General features: G+C 67.0%; 19 protein-coding genes. 11 read left to right on the forward strand and 8 right to left on the reverse strand.

From position 1 onward, the window contains the following. Positions 1 to 36: 36 nt before the first annotated feature. The 5 genes from GQR91_RS03860 to GQR91_RS03880 all read left to right on the forward strand — a co-directional run bounded on the left by GQR91_RS03860 (position 37) and on the right by GQR91_RS03880 (position 7,036). Positions 37 to 228, forward strand: a complete 192-nt coding sequence (locus tag GQR91_RS03860) for a type II toxin-antitoxin system VapB family antitoxin (protein ID WP_149681231.1) — start codon at positions 37 to 39, stop codon at positions 226 to 228. Further along, entirely contained in the window at positions 225 to 638 is a 414-nt protein-coding gene (gene vapC / locus GQR91_RS03865) for a type II toxin-antitoxin system VapC family toxin (protein WP_149681232.1), read from the forward strand. Before GQR91_RS03860 ends, vapC begins: the two co-directional genes overlap by 4 nt. Then, entirely contained in the window at positions 638 to 1,987 is a 1,350-nt protein-coding gene (gene gorA / locus GQR91_RS03870) for a glutathione-disulfide reductase (protein ID WP_149681233.1), read from the forward strand. The genes vapC and gorA overlap by 1 nt, the downstream gene beginning before the upstream one ends. A gap of 515 nt (positions 1,988 to 2,502) precedes the next feature. Next, on the forward strand, positions 2,503 to 5,544 hold the full coding sequence (locus GQR91_RS03875; protein ID WP_149681234.1) for a TonB-dependent receptor: 3,042 nt from the start codon (positions 2,503 to 2,505) through the stop codon (positions 5,542 to 5,544). A 58-nt stretch (positions 5,545 to 5,602) separates the two neighbouring features. After that, positions 5,603 to 7,036 carry a glucoamylase family protein gene (locus GQR91_RS03880; protein ID WP_149681235.1) on the forward strand — a complete coding sequence of 478 codons (1,434 nt, stop codon included), beginning with the start codon at positions 5,603 to 5,605 and terminating at the stop codon, positions 7,034 to 7,036. A 6-nt stretch (positions 7,037 to 7,042) separates the two neighbouring features. Here the strand turns inward: GQR91_RS03880 and rarD are convergent, their stop codons facing one another. From rarD to GQR91_RS03905, 5 genes are all read right to left on the reverse strand, one after another. After that, on the reverse strand, positions 7,043 to 7,939 hold the full coding sequence (gene rarD / locus GQR91_RS03885) for an EamA family transporter RarD (protein ID WP_149681236.1): 897 nt from the start codon (positions 7,937 to 7,939) through the stop codon (positions 7,043 to 7,045). Between the two features lie 336 nt (positions 7,940 to 8,275). Next, positions 8,276 to 8,506: a hypothetical protein gene (locus tag GQR91_RS03890; protein ID WP_112381565.1), complete on the reverse strand. Its 231-nt coding sequence runs from the start codon at positions 8,504 to 8,506 to the stop codon at positions 8,276 to 8,278. 14 nt (positions 8,507 to 8,520) lie between these two features. Then, positions 8,521 to 9,846 carry a dihydrolipoamide acetyltransferase family protein gene (locus GQR91_RS03895; protein ID WP_149681237.1) on the reverse strand — a complete coding sequence of 442 codons (1,326 nt, stop codon included), beginning with the start codon at positions 9,844 to 9,846 and terminating at the stop codon, positions 8,521 to 8,523. Between the two features lie 2 nt (positions 9,847 to 9,848). After that, entirely contained in the window at positions 9,849 to 10,856 is a 1,008-nt protein-coding gene (locus GQR91_RS03900) for an alpha-ketoacid dehydrogenase subunit beta (protein ID WP_112381803.1), read from the reverse strand. Positions 10,857 to 10,906: 50 nt separating this feature from the next. Continuing rightward, positions 10,907 to 12,190: a 3-methyl-2-oxobutanoate dehydrogenase (2-methylpropanoyl-transferring) subunit alpha gene (locus tag GQR91_RS03905; RefSeq protein WP_149681238.1), complete on the reverse strand. Its 1,284-nt coding sequence runs from the start codon at positions 12,188 to 12,190 to the stop codon at positions 10,907 to 10,909. 212 nt (positions 12,191 to 12,402) lie between these two features. Between GQR91_RS03905 and sugE the strand changes: the two genes are divergently transcribed. Further along, positions 12,403 to 12,720 (forward strand): quaternary ammonium compound efflux SMR transporter SugE, encoded by a 318-nt coding sequence (gene sugE / locus GQR91_RS03910; RefSeq protein ID WP_112381568.1) that lies wholly within the window; start codon positions 12,403 to 12,405, stop codon positions 12,718 to 12,720. A gap of 16 nt (positions 12,721 to 12,736) precedes the next feature. On the opposite strand, the gene GQR91_RS03915 is transcribed toward sugE, so the two are convergent. Next, positions 12,737 to 13,144 (reverse strand): hypothetical protein, encoded by a 408-nt coding sequence (locus GQR91_RS03915; RefSeq protein WP_149681239.1) that lies wholly within the window; start codon positions 13,142 to 13,144, stop codon positions 12,737 to 12,739. Beyond that, positions 13,144 to 14,148 carry a fumarylacetoacetate hydrolase family protein gene (locus GQR91_RS03920; protein ID WP_149681240.1) on the reverse strand — a complete coding sequence of 335 codons (1,005 nt, stop codon included), beginning with the start codon at positions 14,146 to 14,148 and terminating at the stop codon, positions 13,144 to 13,146. The genes GQR91_RS03915 and GQR91_RS03920 overlap by 1 nt, the downstream gene beginning before the upstream one ends. Before the next feature lie 268 nt (positions 14,149 to 14,416). Between GQR91_RS03920 and GQR91_RS03925 the strand changes: the two genes are divergently transcribed. Both GQR91_RS03925 and GQR91_RS03930 read left to right on the forward strand, forming a co-directional pair. Continuing rightward, positions 14,417 to 15,754, forward strand: coding sequence for a DEAD/DEAH box helicase (locus GQR91_RS03925; protein WP_149681241.1), 1,338 nt, complete (start codon positions 14,417 to 14,419; stop codon positions 15,752 to 15,754). Positions 15,755 to 15,825: 71 nt separating this feature from the next. Continuing rightward, entirely contained in the window at positions 15,826 to 16,098 is a 273-nt protein-coding gene (locus GQR91_RS03930) for a hypothetical protein (protein ID WP_112381572.1), read from the forward strand. 162 nt (positions 16,099 to 16,260) lie between these two features. Here GQR91_RS03930 and GQR91_RS03935 read toward each other — a convergent pair whose 3' ends face one another. Next, a complete protein-coding gene (locus GQR91_RS03935; protein WP_149681242.1) occupies positions 16,261 to 17,043 on the reverse strand; it encodes a crotonase/enoyl-CoA hydratase family protein in 783 nt (260 codons plus the stop codon). Between the two features lie 65 nt (positions 17,044 to 17,108). Here GQR91_RS03935 and GQR91_RS03940 point away from each other — a divergent pair, with 65 nt between their 5' ends. The 3 genes from GQR91_RS03940 to GQR91_RS03950 all read left to right on the forward strand — a co-directional run bounded on the left by GQR91_RS03940 (position 17,109) and on the right by GQR91_RS03950 (position 18,878). Continuing rightward, positions 17,109 to 17,546, forward strand: a complete 438-nt coding sequence (locus GQR91_RS03940; RefSeq protein WP_149681243.1) for a PaaI family thioesterase — start codon at positions 17,109 to 17,111, stop codon at positions 17,544 to 17,546. After that, positions 17,543 to 17,956 (forward strand): PaaI family thioesterase, encoded by a 414-nt coding sequence (locus tag GQR91_RS03945; RefSeq protein ID WP_149681244.1) that lies wholly within the window; start codon positions 17,543 to 17,545, stop codon positions 17,954 to 17,956. Before GQR91_RS03940 ends, GQR91_RS03945 begins: the two co-directional genes overlap by 4 nt. A 97-nt stretch (positions 17,957 to 18,053) precedes the next feature. Further along, a complete protein-coding gene (locus tag GQR91_RS03950; RefSeq protein WP_149681245.1) occupies positions 18,054 to 18,878 on the forward strand; it encodes a WecB/TagA/CpsF family glycosyltransferase in 825 nt (274 codons plus the stop codon). Positions 18,879 to 18,881 lie beyond the last annotated feature (3 nt).

Below are 18,881 nucleotides of genomic sequence, written 5' to 3' on the forward strand. Positions count from 1 at the left end.
CAATCCTTATGTGTATGGCTCCTGGGAGCCATACACATGCGGACCAATATCGAGATCGATGATGCACTCATGGCCGAAGCCATGGAGGCGACCGGCGCACGTACAAAGAAGGAGGCGGTCGAGGCCGCCCTTCGTCAACTGGTGCAGTTGAAACGTCAGGCCGGCATCCGCGAGTTGCGCGGCAAGATGGACTGGATCGGCGACCTCGACGCGATGAGGCGTGATTGATCCTCGTCGATTCCAGTGTCTGGATCGATTATCTGACCGGCCGCCCGTCGCGCCAGGCCGATCACCTCGATACCATTCTCGATAAAAGGCCGATCGGCATTCCCGATCTGGTACTTACGGAGGTTCTGCAGGGCTGCCGGACGGATGCGGAATACAGGCGGCTGCACGGCAGGATGACGGTGTATCCGGTGGTGCCGGTCGGAGGGGAGCGATGCGCCGTGGAAGCCGCCCACCACTACCGTACCCTGCGCACGCTTGGCATCACCATCCGCAAGACCATCGACACGCTCATCGCCACGCGCTGCATCCTTGATGGCACCCCGTTGCTTTACAGTGACCGGGACTTCGACCCTTTCGTACGGCATCTGGGGCTGATCCCAGTGCTGGAACCCGCATCCGGAGTGAATTGATGTCCGACTTTGATTATGACCTGTTCGTCATCGGCGCCGGGTCGGGCGGCACGCGCGCCAGCCGGGTTGCCGCGGCGCATGGCGCCAGGGTCGCGGTGGCCGAGGAATACCGCGTTGGCGGCACCTGCGTCATCCGTGGCTGCGTGCCCAAGAAGCTGCTCGCGATCGGTGCACATTTCGCCGAGGATCTGAGCGATGCCAAGCGCTTCGGCTGGCAGGTGCCCGACCAGTGCGAATTTTCCTGGCCGACGCTGCGCGACAATGTGCTGGCCGAGGTCGACCGGATCAACGGCGCCTATACCAACACCCTGGAAAGCCACGGGGTCGACATCATCAACCAGCGCGCCGTCGTGACCGGCCCGAACAGCGTCCGCCTCGCCGACGGCACGGAAAAGACCGCGGGCAAGATCCTGATCGCGGTCGGCGCCCACCCCGCCGTGCCCGAATGCGAAGGCCATGAACTCGGCATCACCTCCAACGAGGCGTTCCATCTGCCCGCCGTGCCCAGGCGCATCCTGATCGCCGGTGCCGGCTATATCGCCAACGAATTCGCCGGCATCTTTCACCAGCTAGGCGCCCATGTCATCCTGATGAACCGCAGCAAGGAGATCCTGCGCGGCTATGAACTGGCCATCCGCGACCGCCTGCTTCAGATCTCGATGATGAAGGGGATCGAGTTCCGCTTCGACGCCACCTTCCAGGGGATCGAGAAGCTGGACGATGGCTGCCTGCAGGTCAGCATGGCGAACCACGAACCCGTGGTGGTCGATTGCGTGATGTTCGCCACCGGCCGCGTGCCCAACACCCATGGCCTCGGCCTGGAAAGCGCCGGCGTCGAGCTGGACGACAAGGGTGCGATCAAGGTGGACGAGGCGAACCGCTCCACCTGCGACAGCATCTATGCGGTCGGCGACGTCACCAACCGCGTCCAACTCACGCCGGTGGCGATCCGCGAGGGTCAGGCCTTTGCCGACACCGTGTTCGGCAACAAGCCGAGCAGCGTCGACTATGACTGCATCCCCTCTGCCGTATTCAGCCATCCTCCCATTGCCGGCGTCGGCATGACGGAGGCGGAGGCCAAGTCGAAGCTGGGATCGGTCAAGGTCTATTCGTCCGACTTCCGCCCGATGAAGAACGTGCTGGCCGGGCGTGACGAGCGCGCCCTCTACAAGATGGTGTGCGACAGCGAGACGGATCGCATCCTCGGCCTGCACATGATCGGCCCCGACGCACCCGAAATCCTGCAGGCTGCGGCGATCGCGGTAAAGGCGGGTCTGACCAAGGCGCAGTTCGACGCCACTGTCGCCCTGCACCCGACCATGGCCGAGGAACTCGTCCTGATGCGCTGAGGAGGTCCGGTGCGTCGGCATGATGGCCGGCGCATCACCTTCGCTGCACCCGGCCGGCAAGCCAGCCGTGCGGGAGAGATGGCGGGGCGTGGCGCGCCGGCTCACGGGAACGTGCGCACGCATCACCCGCCGGATGGTTCCTGGCCGCAAACGATTTTTGTCCCGAGGGCCGGTCCTGACCGCACCGCTCTCCTGACGCGTGGCGGCCACGCCACAGCGGGCCCTGAATGCACCACGCTTCATCAAAAGGTCGCTTGGCGTACACAAGCGATCGGGATTAGCAGTTCGGCTCTGCTGCAACGACAAGCAGGGGCGGCTCTCCCGCACCCGGCGGCGACGGCATCAGGGTTGCGCACGGCTCCGTTACGGAGAGGATTGCCGATGGCGGGTCATCCCCGCCCAGCCTTACGTCCCGGCCGGTAGAACCGGCGGCGACGGGGGCCCCACGGCGCCGGCAGCCCGACAGGCAGGACCGGCACGGGCCCGATCGGGTCCGGCCCATGGGGAACAACGTGATGAAGACGATGATGACGGCCGCACTGCGCGCCACGCTGGCCACCACCACCATTTTGGGAAGTGCGGCGATCCTGTCCGCGCCCGCCGCCGCGCAGACGACGACCGCGTCGATCCGCGGCCAGGTGACCGGGCCGGACGGCGCGCCCGCCGCCGGCGCCGCGGTGACCGCGGTCAACACCGGCACCAATCAGACGCAGCGCAGCACCGCCGACGGAAACGGCGCCTTTGTCCTCAACGGCTTGCGTCCCGGCCAGTACCGCATCACCACCACCGCCACCAGCGGGGAGACCGCCGAACGCCTCGTCATCGTGTCGATCGGCCAGTCCGCGACGCTCGACATCCGCCTCGCCGCGCCCGCGCCGACCCCGGCGTCGGGGACGGAGACCGAAACCACGATCGACGGCACGCCGCCGGCCGCTCCCGGCGGCGGCGATGGCGGCGAAATCGTCGTCACCGGCAACCGCCTCGTCGAGGTGAAGACCAGCGAGATCGCGACCAACATCACCCAGGAACAGATCCGCACCCTGCCGCAGACCGACCGCAACTTCCTCAGCTTCGCCGCGCTTGCCCCCGGCGTCCGCTACAATGATTCCGAGACGAACAAGGGGTTTCAGGCCGGCGCCTCGGCGGCCAGCCAGGTCAACGTCTTCATCGACGGCGTCAGCCTGAAGAACAAGCTGCGCGAGGGCGGCGTCGCGGGGCAACAGAACAGCCGCGGCAATCCCTTCGGCCAGCTCGCGGTGCAGGAATTCCGCGTCCTGACGCAGAACTACAAGGCGGAGTATGAGCAGGCCGGCTCCGCGATCATCACCTCGGTGACGAAGTCGGGCACCAACGAATTCCACGGCGAGGTCTTCGGCCAATATACCGACCGCTCGCTCAGCCAGACCGACTATATCGTCCGCCGCCGCGGCGATCCCAAGCCCGCATTCGAGCGCAAGCAGTACGGCGCCTCGCTCGGCGGCCCGATCATCAAGGACAAGCTGTTCTTCTTCGGCGCCTATGAGGGCAACGATCAGGACCGCGCGCTGATCGTCAATTCCAGCGGCGAACAGGCCGCGATCAACGAGTTCGAGCAATTCTCCGGCCGCCGCCTGAGCGAGTTCGAAGGCGCCTTTGTCAGCCCGTTCCGCCAGGATTTCTACTTCGGCAAGCTGACCCTGACCCCGGACGAGCGCCAGGTGTTCGACCTGTCGTTCAGTCGCCGTCAGGAAACCGACATCCAGGGCTTCGACGGCAATGTCAGCTATGAAAGCGCCGAGAACAAGATCAACACGGTCGACACCTATCTGTTCAAATGGACCTATACCGGCGACAGCTTCGTCAACGAATTCAACGCCAACTATCTCAGCTACATCTTCAATCCGACGTCGCTGAACCCGGACCTGCCCTCTTTCGACTATGCCGGCGTCATCGTCTTCGGCGGCAAGGATTCGACCAGGCGTGAGGTGCAGCAAAGCTACACCTTCCGTAACGACCTGACCTATACCGGCCTCGACACCCATGTGTTCAAGGTCGGTGGCCGCGTCGAGATCACCGACATCGAATTCATCAACAACGCCTATATCCAGCCGCGCTACACCTTCAATCGCGCCGACAATGCCGGCACGCCCGACGACACCAGCGACGACCTGACCTTCGCCTTTCCGTCGGAAGCGCGCCTCGGCCTCGGCAATGGCCGCATCTACGGCTCCAACACCCAGGTCGGTGTCTATGCGCAGGACGACTGGGACGTCACCGGCCGGCTGCAACTCAACATCGGCGTGCGCTGGGATTACGAAACCAACGCCAAGAACAACAATTTCCGGACGCCCGACAATGCCGCCGCCGCGCTGCGCGCGCTGCCCAGCACCTTCTACTTCGATCCCGAAAACTACATATCAACGGGCAACAACCGCAAGCCGTTCGCCGGCGCCATCGCCCCGCGCTTCGGCTTTTCATGGGATATCAAGGATGACCAGTCGACGGTCATCTTCGGCGGCGCCGGCCGCTATTATGACCGCAACAACTTCAACAACACCGTCGACGAACTCAGCCGCACGATCAACCCGGTCGGCGTGTTCCGCTTCTCGCCGAACGGCACGCCGCGCCGCGGCCTGCCCACCGTCGCCTGGAACCCCAGCTACCTCACCCGCGATGGCCTGCTGACGCTGCTCTCGACGCAGCCCGAGACCGGCCTGCCCGAACTGCTCGCCACCAAGAACAACACGAAGCCCCCGGTCAACGATCAGGTCTCGTTCGGCATCCGCCAGCGCGTCGGCCCGTTCCAGGCGTCGCTCTCCGGATCGTACCAGCGGGGTCGCAACGGCTATACCTATCTGTTCGCCACGCGGCAGAATGGCGGCCTCGGCGCGCCCAACGATCCGGCGCTCCTCTCCACCGTCCGCGCGCTCGGCTATCAGAACGTGCTGATCGGCTATGACGGGCTCGACACCCGCTACAAGGCGCTCTTCTTCACCCTCGACAAGACCTATACCGAGGCGTCGGGCTGGGGCCTCAACATCGCCTATACGCTCGGCAAGGCGGAGAAGAACGGCGCGAACGACGTGTTCGACCTGTTCAGCCTCGATGAGGTCGTTCCCGACGCCTATGGCTGGCGCCCCTCGGTGGGTGACGAGCGTCACCGCGTCGTCCTGTCCGGCATCGTCGACCTGCCGCTCGGCTTCAAATTCTCGACGATTACCACGCTGGGCAGCGGCTCGGCCTACAACATCGTCGATACCACCAACGGTACCGAGCCGGGCCAGCGCGAGTTCCGCGTCGGCTATCCGGAAAAGAACTGCATCAAGGGGCTGTTCGCCTTTTGCGAGGTCAACCTGACGCTGGCCAAGCGCTTCTCGATCTTCGGCAACAGCGACAGCTTCGAGGCAGCGGTCGATGTGCTGAACGCCTTCAACAACAAGAATTTTGCCGGCTTCGACGAAGGTATCAACCTGTCCGCCACTCCGCCCGATACGCTGCGCCCCGCCGATGCGGCCAACGCCACGCGCGTGCTGACCCTGCCGCGCCGGGTGCAGTTCCGCCTTGGCTATCGCTTCTGACCCGCGGACATGCCGCCTGCAATGCATCCGCTTGCAGGCGGCGGGCGTTTCCGATCCCATGTCGACCCTGACCCGCCGCAGCCTGCTCGCCGCCGGAACCGCCGGTATCGTCACCGCCTGTACCCCCGCCCGCGTCAGCCCGCCGCCGATCCTGGTCGCCCCCTTCGGCCCGCCGATCTCGGCGCCCGATGCGCTGCTCAAGGACATTCAGCAGCGCACCTTCCGCTATTTCTGGGACTCGACCGACCCCGCGACCGGCCTTGCGCCCGATCGCTGGCCCACCCCCTCCTTCGCCTCGATCGCCGCCATCGGCTTCGCCCTCACCGCCTACCCCATCGGCGCCGCCAATGGCTGGATCACCCGCGACCAGGCCCGCACCCGCACCCTGGCCACCCTGCGCTTCCTCGCCGCCGCCCCGCAGGGCGATCAACCCACTGGTTTTTCCGGGTATAAAGGCTTCTTCTATCACTTCCTCGGCATGACGAAGGGGCATCGCTTCGCCAAATGCGAGCTGTCGACGATCGATACCGCGCTGATGATGGCGGGCGTGCTGTTCGTGCAAAGCTGGTTCGATGCCGAGGATATTCGCGAATCCGAAATCCGCGCGCTTGCCGAGCAACTCTACACCGCGGTCGAATGGACCTGGATCACCCCGCGCGCGCCCTTTGTGTCGATGGGCTGGATGCCGGAAAGCGGCTTCATCTCCAGCGACTGGAACATCTACAACGAAAGCCTGATCCTTTACCTGCTGGCGCTCGGCTCCCCCAGCCACCCCTTGCCCGCCGACACCTGGACGCGCTGGACCGACACCTTTGATCCCTCATGGGATGCCAGTTACGTCGATGCCTATACCGCCTTCCCGCCGCTGTTCGGCCACCAGTACAGCCAGGTGTGGGTCGATTTCCGCGGCATGACCGATGCCTATTCGCGCCGCCGCGGCATCGATTATTTCGAGAACAGCCGCCGCGCCACCTATGCGCAGCAACGCTATGCCATCGCCAATCCGGGCGGCTGGGTCGGCTACGGCGCGGATGTTTGGGGCTTCACCGCCTGCGACGGCCCCGGCGACTTCGTGCAGGAGATCGACGGCCGCAACCGCGAATTCTTCAGCTACTCCGCCCGCGGTCCCGGCGACCGCGACGACGGCACGATCGCGCCCACCGCCGCGTTCGGCTCGATCGCCTTCGCGCCCGAAATCGTCATTCCCACCGCCCAGGCGATGATCGCGCGCTATCCGGGCATCTATGACGAATACGGCTTTCGCGACAGCTTCAACCTGACGCTGAAACAGACCGAACACCGGTTGCAGCACGGCTCCATCGTCCCCGGCACCGGCTGGGTCGCAACCGACCATCTCGGCATCGATCAGGGCCCGATCGTCGCGATGATCGAGAACCATCGCACCGGCCTCGTCTGGAACACCATGAAGCGCAATCCGCACCTGCGCCGCGGTCTGGAACGCGCCGGGTTCAGCGGCGGCTGGATGGGCTGAGGGGCATCAGGCGCGCGTCGCCGGCGTCCGGCTGCCGCGCACGCTGTCATAGGCGTAGAGCGCACATCCCGCCCAGATCAGGGTAAAGGTCGCGATGTGGACGGGTTTCAGCGTCTCGCCGAAGAGCAGCACCGCCTGCAGGAACTGCAAGGTCGGCGCCAGATACTGGAGCAGCCCCAGCGTCGCATAGCGCATCCGCCGCGCCGCCGCCGCGAACATCAGCAGCGGCGCCGTCGTCACCGCGCCCGCCAGTACCAGCAGCACGTCCATGCGCATGGACTGCCCGAACGCCCCCGTTCCCGCCACCTGCGCCTGCGTGATAAAGATCGCGGCGAAGGGCGAGAGCAGCAGTGTCTCCACCGTCAGGCCGCCCAGCGCATCGATCGCCGCCACCTTGCGCAGCAGGCCATAGACGCCGAACGTCACCGCCAGCGTCAGCGAGATCCACAGCGCGCCGCCGCCCGACACCGCGAGCAGCAGCACGCCCACCGCCGCGATCCCGATCGCCACCGCCTGCCCACGCCGCACGCGCTCGCCCAGCACCGCGACGCCCAGCGCGACGTTGACCAGCGGGTTGATGAAATAACCCAGACTCGCCTCCAGCACATGTGCGTGCTGCACCGCCCAGATATAGACCAGCCAGTTGACCGCGATCAGGCCCGCGCTCCCGCACAGCAGCAACAGCGTCCGCCCCCGCGCCGCCGCCTGGATCGCCGCTCCCCGCCGCATGGCCAGCACCACCAGCAACAACAGCGCCACCGACCACAGGATGCGATGCGCCACCACCTGAAACGCCGGCACTCCCGCCAACAGCTTCAGGTACAGCGGCAACAGCCCCCAGGTCACATAGGCGCCGATGCCCAGGATCAGGCCGGTACAGGCGGGAGAAGCGGTGGCGGTCATGAACCGCCCTGTCCTGCAGCGCAGCATGATTGGCAAGCGACGATGGCGCCCGGCCGCCTGGGGAGCCCGCAACTGCTGACGTTACCCCGCCCTACCCGTTCGTCTTACGTAACCACCGAGTAGCGGCCCAGCCGCGTATCGAGGCGGCGTATCGAGAGACAGGTTGGCACACGAAGCGGCTCCCCAAAACCAGCACCGCCCGACCCGTTCGTCTCGAGTAACCGTCGAGTAGCGGCGCAGCCGCCTATCGAGGCGGTGTATCGAGAGACAGGCTGGCGCACGAAGCAGCTCCCCCAAAGCCAGCGCGATCTTGGCCTAAGGCAACACCGCAACAGCCTAGCCCGAAACCATCCCTTCCACCCTGACGCGGCCGCCGCGATTGACGACGCGTCCCATCACCATGCCGGTCACGCAAACGTCCGCACCCGCGCCGACCACCACGTCGCCCTGGACCATCGCGGCGACATCCACCGTGCATCCGGACGCCACGGTCAGGTCCCCCATCACCATGCCCCGGAACGTCCCGTCCCGGTCCACCGTCACGTCGCCACCATGCATCCCGCGCATCGCCGTTCCTCCGATCAGGACGCGAACAACAACACCGGCGTTTCCAGATAGGTCCGCAGCGCCTGGACGAAGCTGGCCGCGTCCCAGCCGTCGACCACCCGGTGGTCGCAACTGATCGACAGGTTCATCAGCTTGGCGCGCACGATATCGTCGCCCCGGAACACCGGGCGCTCGACGATCTTGTTCGGCCCGACGATCGCCACCTCCGGACGGTTGATCACCGGCGTCGTCGCGATGCCGCCCAGCGGCCCCAGCGAGGTGACGGTGATCGTGCCGCCCCCCATTTCCTCGCTGCGGATCGTGCCGGCCCGTGCCGCCTCGGCCAGCCGCGTGATCTCGGCGGCGAGCTGCCAGACGTTGCGATCCTGCGCGTCGCGGATCACGGGCACGGTCAGCCCGGCCGGGGTCTGCGTCGCCATCCCGCAATGCACCCGCCCCGACCGCGTCACCACGCCCGCCTCGTCGTCATAGCGCGCGTTCAGCATCGGGAAGTCGGGCAGGGTGCGGCACATCGCGACGATCAGGAACGGCAGCAGCGTCAGCTTTGGCCGATCGCCGCGGTGGGCGTTCAAATCGCCGCGCATCGCCTCCAGCGCGGTCACGTCGATCTCGTCGACATAGGTGAAGTGCGGAATGTTGCGCTTGGCGGCGGCCATGTTCTCGGCGATCCGCCGCCGCATGCCGATTACCCGCACGCTCTCGTCCGCCCAGGCACGCGGGACATCGGATGTATAGCCCTGCGCCGAACCGTAGCGCAGATACGCGTCCAGATCGGCGTGGCGGATACGGTCCCCCTCCGCCGCCCGCACCTGCGACAGATCGACGCCAAGTTCCTTGGCCCGCGCCCGCACCGCCGGCGAAGCCAGCGCCCGATGCTCACGCGAAACCGAATCCGCCTGCGCCTCCCTCTCCCCTCCGAGAGGGCCGGGGTGAGGGGCCGCCACAGGAGGCACGCTCTGAGTGGCCACCTTCTCCGGAGCCGGAGCCGGAGCCTGAGCCTGAGCCTGAGCCGGAGCGACAACCTCCTCGACCCCCGGATTTTCCGCCTCGATCTGCTCGGCCACCTCGTCCGAGCCGACCGCCTCCGCCGCCTCCGCCGCCTCGGTCTCAATCACCACCAGCGCCGCGCCGATCGGCACCATCTCGCCGACCTCGCCCGCCACCTCGACGATCGTGCCCGACACCGGCGACTCCATCTCCACGGTCGCCTTGTCGGTCATCATGTCGGCAAGGTTCTGGTCCTCCTCCACACGATCCCCCACGGCGACATGCCATGCGACGATCTCCGCCTCGGCAATGCCCTCACCGATATCGGGCAGGCGAAAGGTGAAACGCGCCATCCTCAAGCGTCCTTCATGATCTTCTTGAGCGCCTGTCCGATGCGGACCGGCCCCGGGAAATATGCCCATTCCAGGCTGTGCGGATACGGCGTGTCGAACCCCGTCACCCGCTCGATCGGCGCTTCCAGATGATAGAAGCAGCGCTCCTGCACCAACGCGGACAGTTCGGCACCGTAGCCGCCGGTGCGTGTCGCCTCGTGCACGATCATGCAGCGCCCGGTCTTCTTCACCGACGCCTCGATCGTGTCGATGTCCAGCGGCACCAGCGTACGCAGGTCGATGATCTCCGCATCCACCCCCATGTCGGCCACGGTGTTGGCGACGACATGGACCATCGTGCCGTAGCACAGGACCGTCACGCCCTCGCCCTCACGCACCACCGCGGCCTTGCCCAGTTCGACCTTGTAGTATCCGGTCGGGACCGCACCGCCGGGATGCTGCGACCAGTTCGACGCGGGGCGATCCCAATGCCCGTTGAACGGGCCGTTATAGATGCGCTTGGGCTCGAAGAAGAGGACGGGGTCGTTGTCCTCGATCGCTGCGATCAGCAGCCCCTTGGCGTCGTACGGCGTCGACGGGATCACCGTCTTGATGCCGGAGACATGGGTGAAGATGCCCTCCGGGCTCTGCGAGTGCGTCTGCCCGCCGAAGATGCCGCCGCCAAAGGGCGAGCGCACCGTGATCGGCGCGGTGAACTCGCCCGCCGAGCGATAGCGCAGCCGCGCCGCCTCGCTGACCAACTGGTCGAGCGCGGGATAGATATAGTCGGCGAACTGGATTTCGGGCACCGGGCGCAGGCCATAGGCGCCCATGCCGATCGCGACGCCGATGATACCGGTTTCGGTGATCGGCGTGTCAAACACGCGCGTCTTGCCATATTTCGCCTGCAACCCCGCGGTCGCGCGGAACACGCCGCCGAAATAGCCGACATCCTCGCCCATCACGAGCACGTCCGGGTCGCGCGCCATCACCACGTCCAGCGCGGAGTTGATCGCCTGGATCATCGTCATCCGGGCGGTTTCGGGCTGGGTGCCTGCCGTCATCGCTTCCTCGCCCCCCATCACTTCCTCGCCCACGGCCGCCCGCTCGCTTCTTCCTCGTCCAGCATCTGCTGGCGCTGTTCCTGCAGGTGCCAGGGCATCTCCTCGAACACCCCATCGAACAGCGAATCGAGCGGCTGGTGCAGCCCGTGCCCCAATATCCCGTTCGCCTCTGCCGCCTTCTGCGCGGCGCGCACCTCCTCGGCACACGCCTTGTCCTGTTCGGCGTGCTGTTCCTCGCTCCACTCGCCAAGCGCGATCAGATGATCCTTCAACCGCACCACCGGATCCCCCAGCGGCCACGCGCCCGATTCTTCGGCGGAGCGATACTGGGTGGGATCGTCGGAGGTGGAGTGCCCCTCCGCGCGGTAGGTGAACAGCTCGATCAGCGTCGATCCCTGGTTCAGCCGCGCCCGCTCGGCCGCCCACATCGTCGCGGCATAGACCGCCAGCGCGTCGTTGCCGTCGACCCGCAGGCCGGCGATCCCGTATCCGATCGCGCGCGCGGCAAAGGTCGTCGCCTCCGCCCCCGCGAAACCCGAAAAGCTGGAGATCGCCCACTGGTTGTTGACGACGTTCATGATGACCGGCGCCCGGTACACCGCGGCAAAGGTGCAGGCAGAGTGGAAGTCACCCTCCGCGGTCGACCCTTCGCCGCACCATACCGCCGCGATCCGGTTGTCGCCCTTCGCCGCGGAGGCCATCGCCCAGCCTACCGCCTGCGGATATTGCGTCGTCAGGTTGCCGGAGATCGAGAAGAAGCCGAACCGCTTTTCGGAATACATGATGGGCAGCTGCTTGCCGCCCAGCTTGTCGCCGGTGTTCGAATAGATCTGGTTCATCATGTCGACCAGCGGACAGCCGCGCGCGATCAGCAGCCCCTGTTGCCGGTACGACGGAAAGCACATGTCGTCGGCGTCCAGCGCATAGGCCGCCGCGACCGCCACCGCCTCCTCGCCCCGCGCCTTCATGTAGAAGCTGGTCTTGCCCTGCCGCTGCGCCCGGAACATCCGCTCGTCGAACGCGCGCAGCAACACCATGCTGCGCAGCATCCGGCGCAACAGGTCCGGCGACAGCTTCGGGTCCCAGGGGCCGACGGCGTGGCCCTCTTCGTCCAGCACCCGCACCAGACCATAGGACAATTCATGGAAATCGGCCGGCGCATCGCCGGTGTCAGGGCGCCGCGCAGCGCCCGCGGGCGGCACGTCGAATCCGTTGAAATCGACCGCATCGCCCGGCCGGAAACGCGGTTCGGGCACATGCAGGCTCAGCGGCGGCAGATTGGCGCGGGAATGTCCGGCCATGCTCTCTCCATTCAGTGGCGCCCGTTTTTCGGGTCGATCACTCGTTTCAACCGCCTGTTATAAAATTTCAAGCCCCCGTGATGCTTTTCGTCCCCGTCTTGCCGCGAACCGCCGGCTCGCCTATCTGGCGCGGGCGGCGACCACGTTCCCGCCCCTTATGGGTGTTCAAGACCGGGACGGCCCGGCAGCAAGCCTTTGAAGGAAGCTGCCCCATGCCCTGGATCATCCTTGCCATCGCCGGTCTGTTCGAGGTCGTCTGGGCCTATGCGATGAAGCAATCGCATGGCTTCACCCGGCTATGGCCCTCGGTCATCACCTTTGCCGGCATGTTTATCAGCTTCGGCCTGCTCTCGCTTGCGATGCGCAGCCTGCCGCTGGGTACCGCCTATACGGTATGGACCGGCATCGGCGCGGTGGGCGCCTTCGTGCTGGGCGTGCTGATCCTTGGCGAATCGGCGCATCCCATGCGCATCGGCGCGGCGGTCCTTATCGTCTCCGGCCTGGTCCTGATGAAGCTGTCGGACGGATAGGGCCAGGCACGCGCCCTTACGGCCGCGCCACGATCCGCCACCGATCCTGCGCGATCGTCATCGCCGCCACGCCCGGTTTCCAGATGCCGTCCGTGCCGCGCCGTTCATAGCCGCACACGAACACCAGATGCTCGTGTGACGACAGCCGGCACCCATTGGCCCGCAACGTGCCCGCCGCCGCATCCTCGCCGCCCGCCTTCCAGGCCGCGGCAAGCTGCTCGTCGGTCGGCCGCGGCGACAGGCGATCGGCGGCATAGGGCCCGTCCAGCGCCGCCTGGCCCGCCGCCACCACGGCGGGCTCCAGCGGCGGCAGCGGGGCGGCACGCTGCGCATCCCACGCCCCCATCTGCTGCAGGATCGCACCCGGCGCATCGACGGGCGGGCCCGACTGTGCCGCCACCGCCAGCACCGCCAGCAGCAGCATCAGCCGCCCACCACCTGTTCGATCACGCCGAAGACCGGGTGATGCCGGTCGTCCTCGGCCCAGATCCGCACCGTGTCGCCCGCCTTCAGGAACGGTGTCCTGGCCGCGCCGCCCTGGATCGTCTCCACCGTGCGCAACTCGGCAAGGCACGAATAGCCGACCCCGCCCTGCGCGATCGGCTTGCCCGGCCCGCCATCCGCATCCCGGTTGGATACGGTGCCCGATCCGATGATCGTCCCCGCCCCCAGTGCGCGCGTCTTCGCCGCATGCGCGATCAGCGTGCCGAAATCGAAGGTCATGTCCTCGCCCGCCTCGGCGCGGCCGAACGGCTTGCCGTTCAGGTCGACCATCAGCCGGCGGTGCAGCTTGCCGTCCCGCCACCAGTCGCCAAGCGAATCCGGCGTCACGAACACCGGCGAAAAGGCAGAGGCCGGCTTCGACTGGAAGAAGCCGAACCCCTTGGCCAGTTCGCCCGGGATCAGCCCGCGCAGCGATACGTCGTTGGTCAGCCCGACCAGCCGGACCGCCGCCAGCGCCTCGTCGCGGCTGGCGCCCATCGCCACGTCGCCGGTCACCACCACCACCTCGGCCTCCAGGTCGCAGCCCCAGCTTTCGTCGACCAGCGGGATCGGATCGCGCGGGCCCAGAAACCCGTCCGAACCACCCTGATACATCAGCGGATCATGCCAGAAGCTGTCGGGCATCTCGGCGCCCCGCGCCTGCCGCACCAGCGCGACATGGTTCACGTATGCCGACCCGTCCGCCCATTGATAGGCGCGCGGCAACGGGGCGGCGGCATCATGTTCGTGAAAGCGTCCCTTGGGGATCGCGTCATGCGCCAGGTCGGTCGCCAGATTGGCGAGGTCGGGCGCCAGCCGGTCCCAATCGTCCAGCGCCGCCTGCAATGTCGGCGCGATGTGCGCGGCATCGGCATACCAGGCCAGATCGTCCGACACGACGACGAGGCGGCCGTCGCGACCCCCCTTCAGGCTGGCAAGCTTCATGGGCGTTCCTCTCCGTTGTTTGGCACAGGCGTGCCGGAAGCGGGAGCGCGGATCAACCCCGCGACGCAACCAGCCAACGGCTTGACTTTTTCACATTTGCAAGCCAAGGGAGCCGCCGATCGTGCCGGTTCATGGCAAGCGTGAACGGACCCTGGTCCCGGCGCCGGCGCGATATTTCGATCAAAGGCTGTCCTTGTCACGCGGGGCATCATTCTTCCCCCCGGTGCGCCGGCCGATCGCGGCTGCGCCCGCTGCCAAGGCTATTCTCATGTCCTTTTCCGAACTCGGTTTGTCGGAGCCGCTCGTCCGCGCGCTCGAAGCCAAGGGCTATGCCGAGCCCACGCCGATCCAGCGCGATTCGATCCCGACCCTGCTGGAGGGTCGCGACCTGCTGGGCATCGCCCAGACCGGCACCGGCAAGACCGCGGCCTTTGTGCTGCCCTCGATCCAGCGTCTGGTCGCCGCCAACAAGCGTGTGCTGCCGACGCATTGCCGCATGCTGGTGCTCGCTCCCACGCGTGAACTCGCCAGCCAGATCGCCGACAATGCGCGCGGCTACGGCAAGTTCTCGAAGCTGACCGTCGCCACCGTCTTCGGCGGCACCAGCATCGCCAAGAACAAGAACGACCTGTCGCGCGGCGTCGACATCCTCGTCGCCACGCCCGGCCGCCTGATCGATCTGGTCGAGCAACAGCTCCTGAACCTGTCGATGATCGAGATCCTGGTCCTCGACGAGGCGGACCAGATGCTCGACCTGGGCTTCATCCATGCGCTGCGCCGCATCGTGAAGATGCTGCCGAAGAAGCGCCAGTCGCTGTTCTTCTCGGCCACCATGCCGACCCAGATCCGCGAGCTGGCGGACAAGTTCCTCGACGACCCGGCGACCGTCTCGGTCACGCCCGTCGCGACCACCGCCGAGCGGGTCGAGCAATATGTCACCTTCGTCACCCAGACGGAGAAGCAGGCGCTGCTGACGATCGTGCTGGGCGATCCGGCGATCGACCGTGCGCTGGTCTTCACCCGTACCAAGCACGGCGCGGACCGCGTGGTGAAGCTGCTGGCGGGCAACGGCATCGCCTCGCACGCGATCCACGGCAACAAGAGCCAGGCACAGCGCGAGCGTGCGCTGGGCGCGTTCAAGTCGGGCGAGGTCCGCATCCTGGTCGCGACCGACATCGCCGCACGCGGCATCGACGTTTCGGGCGTCAGCCATGTGGTGAATTTCGAGCTGCCCAACGTGCCCGAACAATATGTCCACCGCATCGGCCGCACCGCGCGCGCCGGTCGCTCGGGCATCGCCATCGCCTTCTGTGCCGAGGACGAGCGGCCCTATCTGCGCGACATCGAGAAGCTGACGCGCCAGAAGATCCCCGTCACCCCGCTTCCCGCCGACTTCGTGAAGCGGGCCGAGGCGATCAAGGCACAGCGCGTCAAGGCGATCGGGGCGGACCCCGCCCCGCGCGCCGACCGGCCGCGCCAGCAGCCGCGACCCAAGGCGACGCATGCGGCACGCCCCAGCGATCCGCGCGGACCCCGTGGCCGTCAGCGTCGCCGTGGCGGCGGGGGCGGTGGTGGCCGCAGCGCCGGCGCGCCCGCCCAGGGCTAAAGGCCAGGGGCAGGGATAAACCATCAGGGTCAGGGCGTTGTCCCGGCATCGATCCCTAAAAGGAGGATGCCATGGACATCGCCCACACACCCGCTGCCGAACGTATCGCACGGGTACTTTGCGGCCAGCGGATCAGCATCAACGCCGGCGGCGAGACCGAATCGGCCTCCGCGATGGTCGACGATCACTGGAGGGATCACCTGCCCGACGCGCTCGCGGTCCTGCGCACGCTGCGCGAACCCGACCAGCACATGGCGGCCGCGGGCGATCCCGCCATCTGGGAAGCCATGGTTCTGGTCGCGATCGAACAGGCCAAGCCGAAACCGCAAACGGTGGTGCTCTAACGCCGTCCATCGGCGGTTCGCCGGGATGCCCGGCACGCGGCGTCACCAGATGGATTGCGCGCGCAGAGGCGCCTAGAGCGCAGAAACGGCGAACCCGCGCCTCTGCGCAAACATCGTATCTTCTGCTTCGCGTCTTCGCGTCTTCGCGTGAACCAAACTCCTTCAATCAGCGAAGCGCGCCGCTCGCTTCTCCAGATTCGCCATCACCGCCTCCCGCTGGTTCGCCCCTCGCATCAGCCGCAACTGTGCGGCACTTTCCGCGCGCAGGATGGTGGCGGCATCACCGTCCGCGGCAACCGCGAACAGGCCCTTGGCCTCGCGCACCGCATCGGGGCTGCGTGCCGCGATCACCCGCGCCAAATCGCGCGCCGACCCCATCGGATCCTCCGTCAGGCGGGTGACGAAGCCGAACGCCTGCGCTTCCTCGGCCGAGAACTCCCGCGCGGTATAGGTCAACTCGCGCACCACGTCGTCGCGCACCATGCCCCGCCACAAGGCGACGCCCGCCATGTCGGGCACCAGTCCCCAGTGCATCTCGCGAATGGCGAAGCGCGTTGCGGGGTGCGCCAGCCGGATGTCTGCGCCCGACATGATCTGGAACCCGCCGCCGAAGGCGACGCCGTGCACCGCTGCGATCACCGGTATCGGCAGGGTCCGCCAGCCCCAGGCGGCCTGCTGCACCAGGTTTGCCGCGCCGTGCGTCCGTTCCTCGGTCAACAGGCCGGAGCCGCCGCCCGCCATCGCCGCCATGTCCAGCCCGGCGCAAAAGGCGTTGCCCTCACCCGACAGGATGACGACGCGCACCTCGGCCCGCGTCGCCAGCGCCGCGATCGTGTCGGCGATCTGCGCGAACATGGGCGCATCGATCGCGTTCATCTTGGCGGCGCGGGCCAGCCGCACCTCGGCAACGCCATCGGCCAGCGTGATCGCCACCCGGTCTTCCATCGCCACTCTCCACTCACGCCTGGCGCCGATTGCGCCGCATGCCCAGCGGTGTACAGCATGTCGCGATGAGGTTCGATATCGACCGTTTCGCCGCAGCGGGCGGCTTTGGCGGCCATGGCGGCCGGCTGGGCATGCGCTATCATGCGCATGGGCCCGACTGGGCCGAACTGGCACTGCCCTATGATCCGGCGCTGGTTGGCGATCCGGAAAGCGGCGTCATCGCATCGGGGCCGATCATCACCATCATGGACATGGCGACCAGCCTGGCGGTCTGGCTGAAACGCGGGCGTTTCGTGGCCCATGCGACGCTCGATCTGCGCGTCGACTATCTCCGCCCCGCCACGCCCGGCGCCACCGTCATCGGCCGCGGTGAATGCTACCGCGTCACCCACTCCATCGCCTTTGTCCGCGGACAGGCGCATGACGGCAACCCCGACGATCCCGTCGCACACGTCACCGGCACCTTCATGACCACCGGCCTGCGCGACACCCGCCAGCCATGAACCCGCCCCAGACGCTGCCGCCCTATGCGCACCTCCTGGGTTGCACGATCGAACGCACGCCCGATGGCGTGCCCGAACTCATCCTCCCCTTCGCCGACGACGTCATCGGCCGTCCCGGTTTTCTCCATGGCGGTGCGATCGCGGGGCTGCTGGAGGTGGCGGCGATCGCGATGCTGGCGCACGGGCTGGAGGAGGAGGGCGGGGGCCGGATCAAGCCGGTCACCGTCACCGTCGACTTCATGCGCGGCGGGCGCGATCACACCACCCGTGCCGCCGCACGCATCGTCCGCCTGGGCCGCCGCATCGCCAATGTCGAGGCGATCGCCTGGCAGGACGACCGCGACCGCCCGATCGCGGCTGCCCGCATGACCTACCGGATCAGCCGGCCGGAGCCCGTTCTTTCGGAGTAGTATCTCCGCACCCGGCCTAGCCCCTCTTCGCGCTGGAACCTGCCCCTGCGCCACATCTAAGCTTTGCCTCACAACGAAAGCGGACCTGGGGGCAGGTATGCAGGGGGCAAGCACGAAAAGGTCGATCGGGGGATTCCCGGTCATCAACTGCGACCGTCATGTTCTGGCGGAAGCGCTACGGCATCGTCTCGCGCTCAGGCGGCGGACGATCCTGTTCTTCGCCAATCAGAATTTCGTCGTCGAATGCCAGAAGATCGGCCGCCGCATGGCGTCGCGTCGGGACGTGCTGGTGGTCAGCGACGGGATCGGGGCGGAGATCGGCGCGCGGCTGGTCAGCGGACGCGGTTTCGTCGAAAATCTGAACGGCACCGACTTCACGCCATTCTTCTTCGAGCGGCTCGGGCGCAAGCTGCGCCTGTTCCTGGTCGGCGGCACGCCCGAGAATGTCGAGGCGGCAGCGCGCATCTTTGCCGAAAGCTGGTCGACCGAGGTCGTCGGCACGCAGGACGGCTTTTCGCTGTGGCAGGACGAGGACGCGGTGATCGAGCGGATCCGCGATGCGAGACCCGACGTGCTGATCGTCGGCATGGGCAATCCGCTCCAGGAACGCTGGATCCTCGACCATGCGGACCGGTTGGAGGTGCCGCTCGCCATGGGGGTCGGCGCGCTGTTCGAATGGCTGACCGGCGCCAAGCAGCGGGCGCCGCAATGGGTGCGCGACGCGCGCATGGAATGGGCCTATCGCCTGGCCAGCGAGCCGCAGCGCCTCGCCAGGCGCTATTCGGTCGGCATCGTCCACTTCTTCCTGCTCGTCGCCGCCTGGGGACAGGCGAACTTCAAGCCGGAGGAGGAACCCCGCCCGGTGCCGCTGCCGCCCAAGCACCAGTTCGATGACGAGCGCGAGGCGGTGCCGGTCGCCTGACCG

The organism is Sphingomonas carotinifaciens (assembly GCF_009789535.1).
GTDB classification, from domain to species: Bacteria; Pseudomonadota; Alphaproteobacteria; order Sphingomonadales; family Sphingomonadaceae; genus Sphingomonas; species Sphingomonas carotinifaciens.

Coding starts and splice junctions, on each gene's coding strand:
- GQR91_RS03860 (WP_149681231.1), top strand. CDS start 37: ATGCGGACCAATATCGAGATCGATGATGCACTCATGGCCGAAGCCATG.
- gorA (WP_149681233.1), top strand. CDS start 638: ATGTCCGACTTTGATTATGACCTGTTCGTCATCGGCGCCGGGTCGGGC.
- GQR91_RS03875 (WP_149681234.1), top strand. CDS start 2,503: ATGAAGACGATGATGACGGCCGCACTGCGCGCCACGCTGGCCACCACC.
- GQR91_RS03880 (WP_149681235.1), top strand. CDS start 5,603: ATGTCGACCCTGACCCGCCGCAGCCTGCTCGCCGCCGGAACCGCCGGT.
- rarD (WP_149681236.1), bottom strand. CDS start 7,939: ATGACCGCCACCGCTTCTCCCGCCTGTACCGGCCTGATCCTGGGCATC.
- GQR91_RS03890 (WP_112381565.1), bottom strand. CDS start 8,506: ATGCGCGGGATGCATGGTGGCGACGTGACGGTGGACCGGGACGGGACG.
- GQR91_RS03895 (WP_149681237.1), bottom strand. CDS start 9,846: ATGGCGCGTTTCACCTTTCGCCTGCCCGATATCGGTGAGGGCATTGCC.
- GQR91_RS03900 (WP_112381803.1), bottom strand. CDS start 10,856: ATGACGATGATCCAGGCGATCAACTCCGCGCTGGACGTGGTGATGGCG.
- GQR91_RS03905 (WP_149681238.1), bottom strand. CDS start 12,190: ATGGCCGGACATTCCCGCGCCAATCTGCCGCCGCTGAGCCTGCATGTG.
- sugE (WP_112381568.1), top strand. CDS start 12,403: ATGCCCTGGATCATCCTTGCCATCGCCGGTCTGTTCGAGGTCGTCTGG.
- GQR91_RS03915 (WP_149681239.1), bottom strand. CDS start 13,144: ATGCTGCTGCTGGCGGTGCTGGCGGTGGCGGCACAGTCGGGCCCGCCC.
- GQR91_RS03920 (WP_149681240.1), bottom strand. CDS start 14,148: ATGAAGCTTGCCAGCCTGAAGGGGGGTCGCGACGGCCGCCTCGTCGTC.
- GQR91_RS03925 (WP_149681241.1), top strand. CDS start 14,417: ATGTCCTTTTCCGAACTCGGTTTGTCGGAGCCGCTCGTCCGCGCGCTC.
- GQR91_RS03930 (WP_112381572.1), top strand. CDS start 15,826: ATGGACATCGCCCACACACCCGCTGCCGAACGTATCGCACGGGTACTT.
- GQR91_RS03935 (WP_149681242.1), bottom strand. CDS start 17,043: ATGGAAGACCGGGTGGCGATCACGCTGGCCGATGGCGTTGCCGAGGTG.
- GQR91_RS03940 (WP_149681243.1), top strand. CDS start 17,109: ATGAGGTTCGATATCGACCGTTTCGCCGCAGCGGGCGGCTTTGGCGGC.
- GQR91_RS03945 (WP_149681244.1), top strand. CDS start 17,543: ATGAACCCGCCCCAGACGCTGCCGCCCTATGCGCACCTCCTGGGTTGC.
- GQR91_RS03950 (WP_149681245.1), top strand. CDS start 18,054: ATGCAGGGGGCAAGCACGAAAAGGTCGATCGGGGGATTCCCGGTCATC.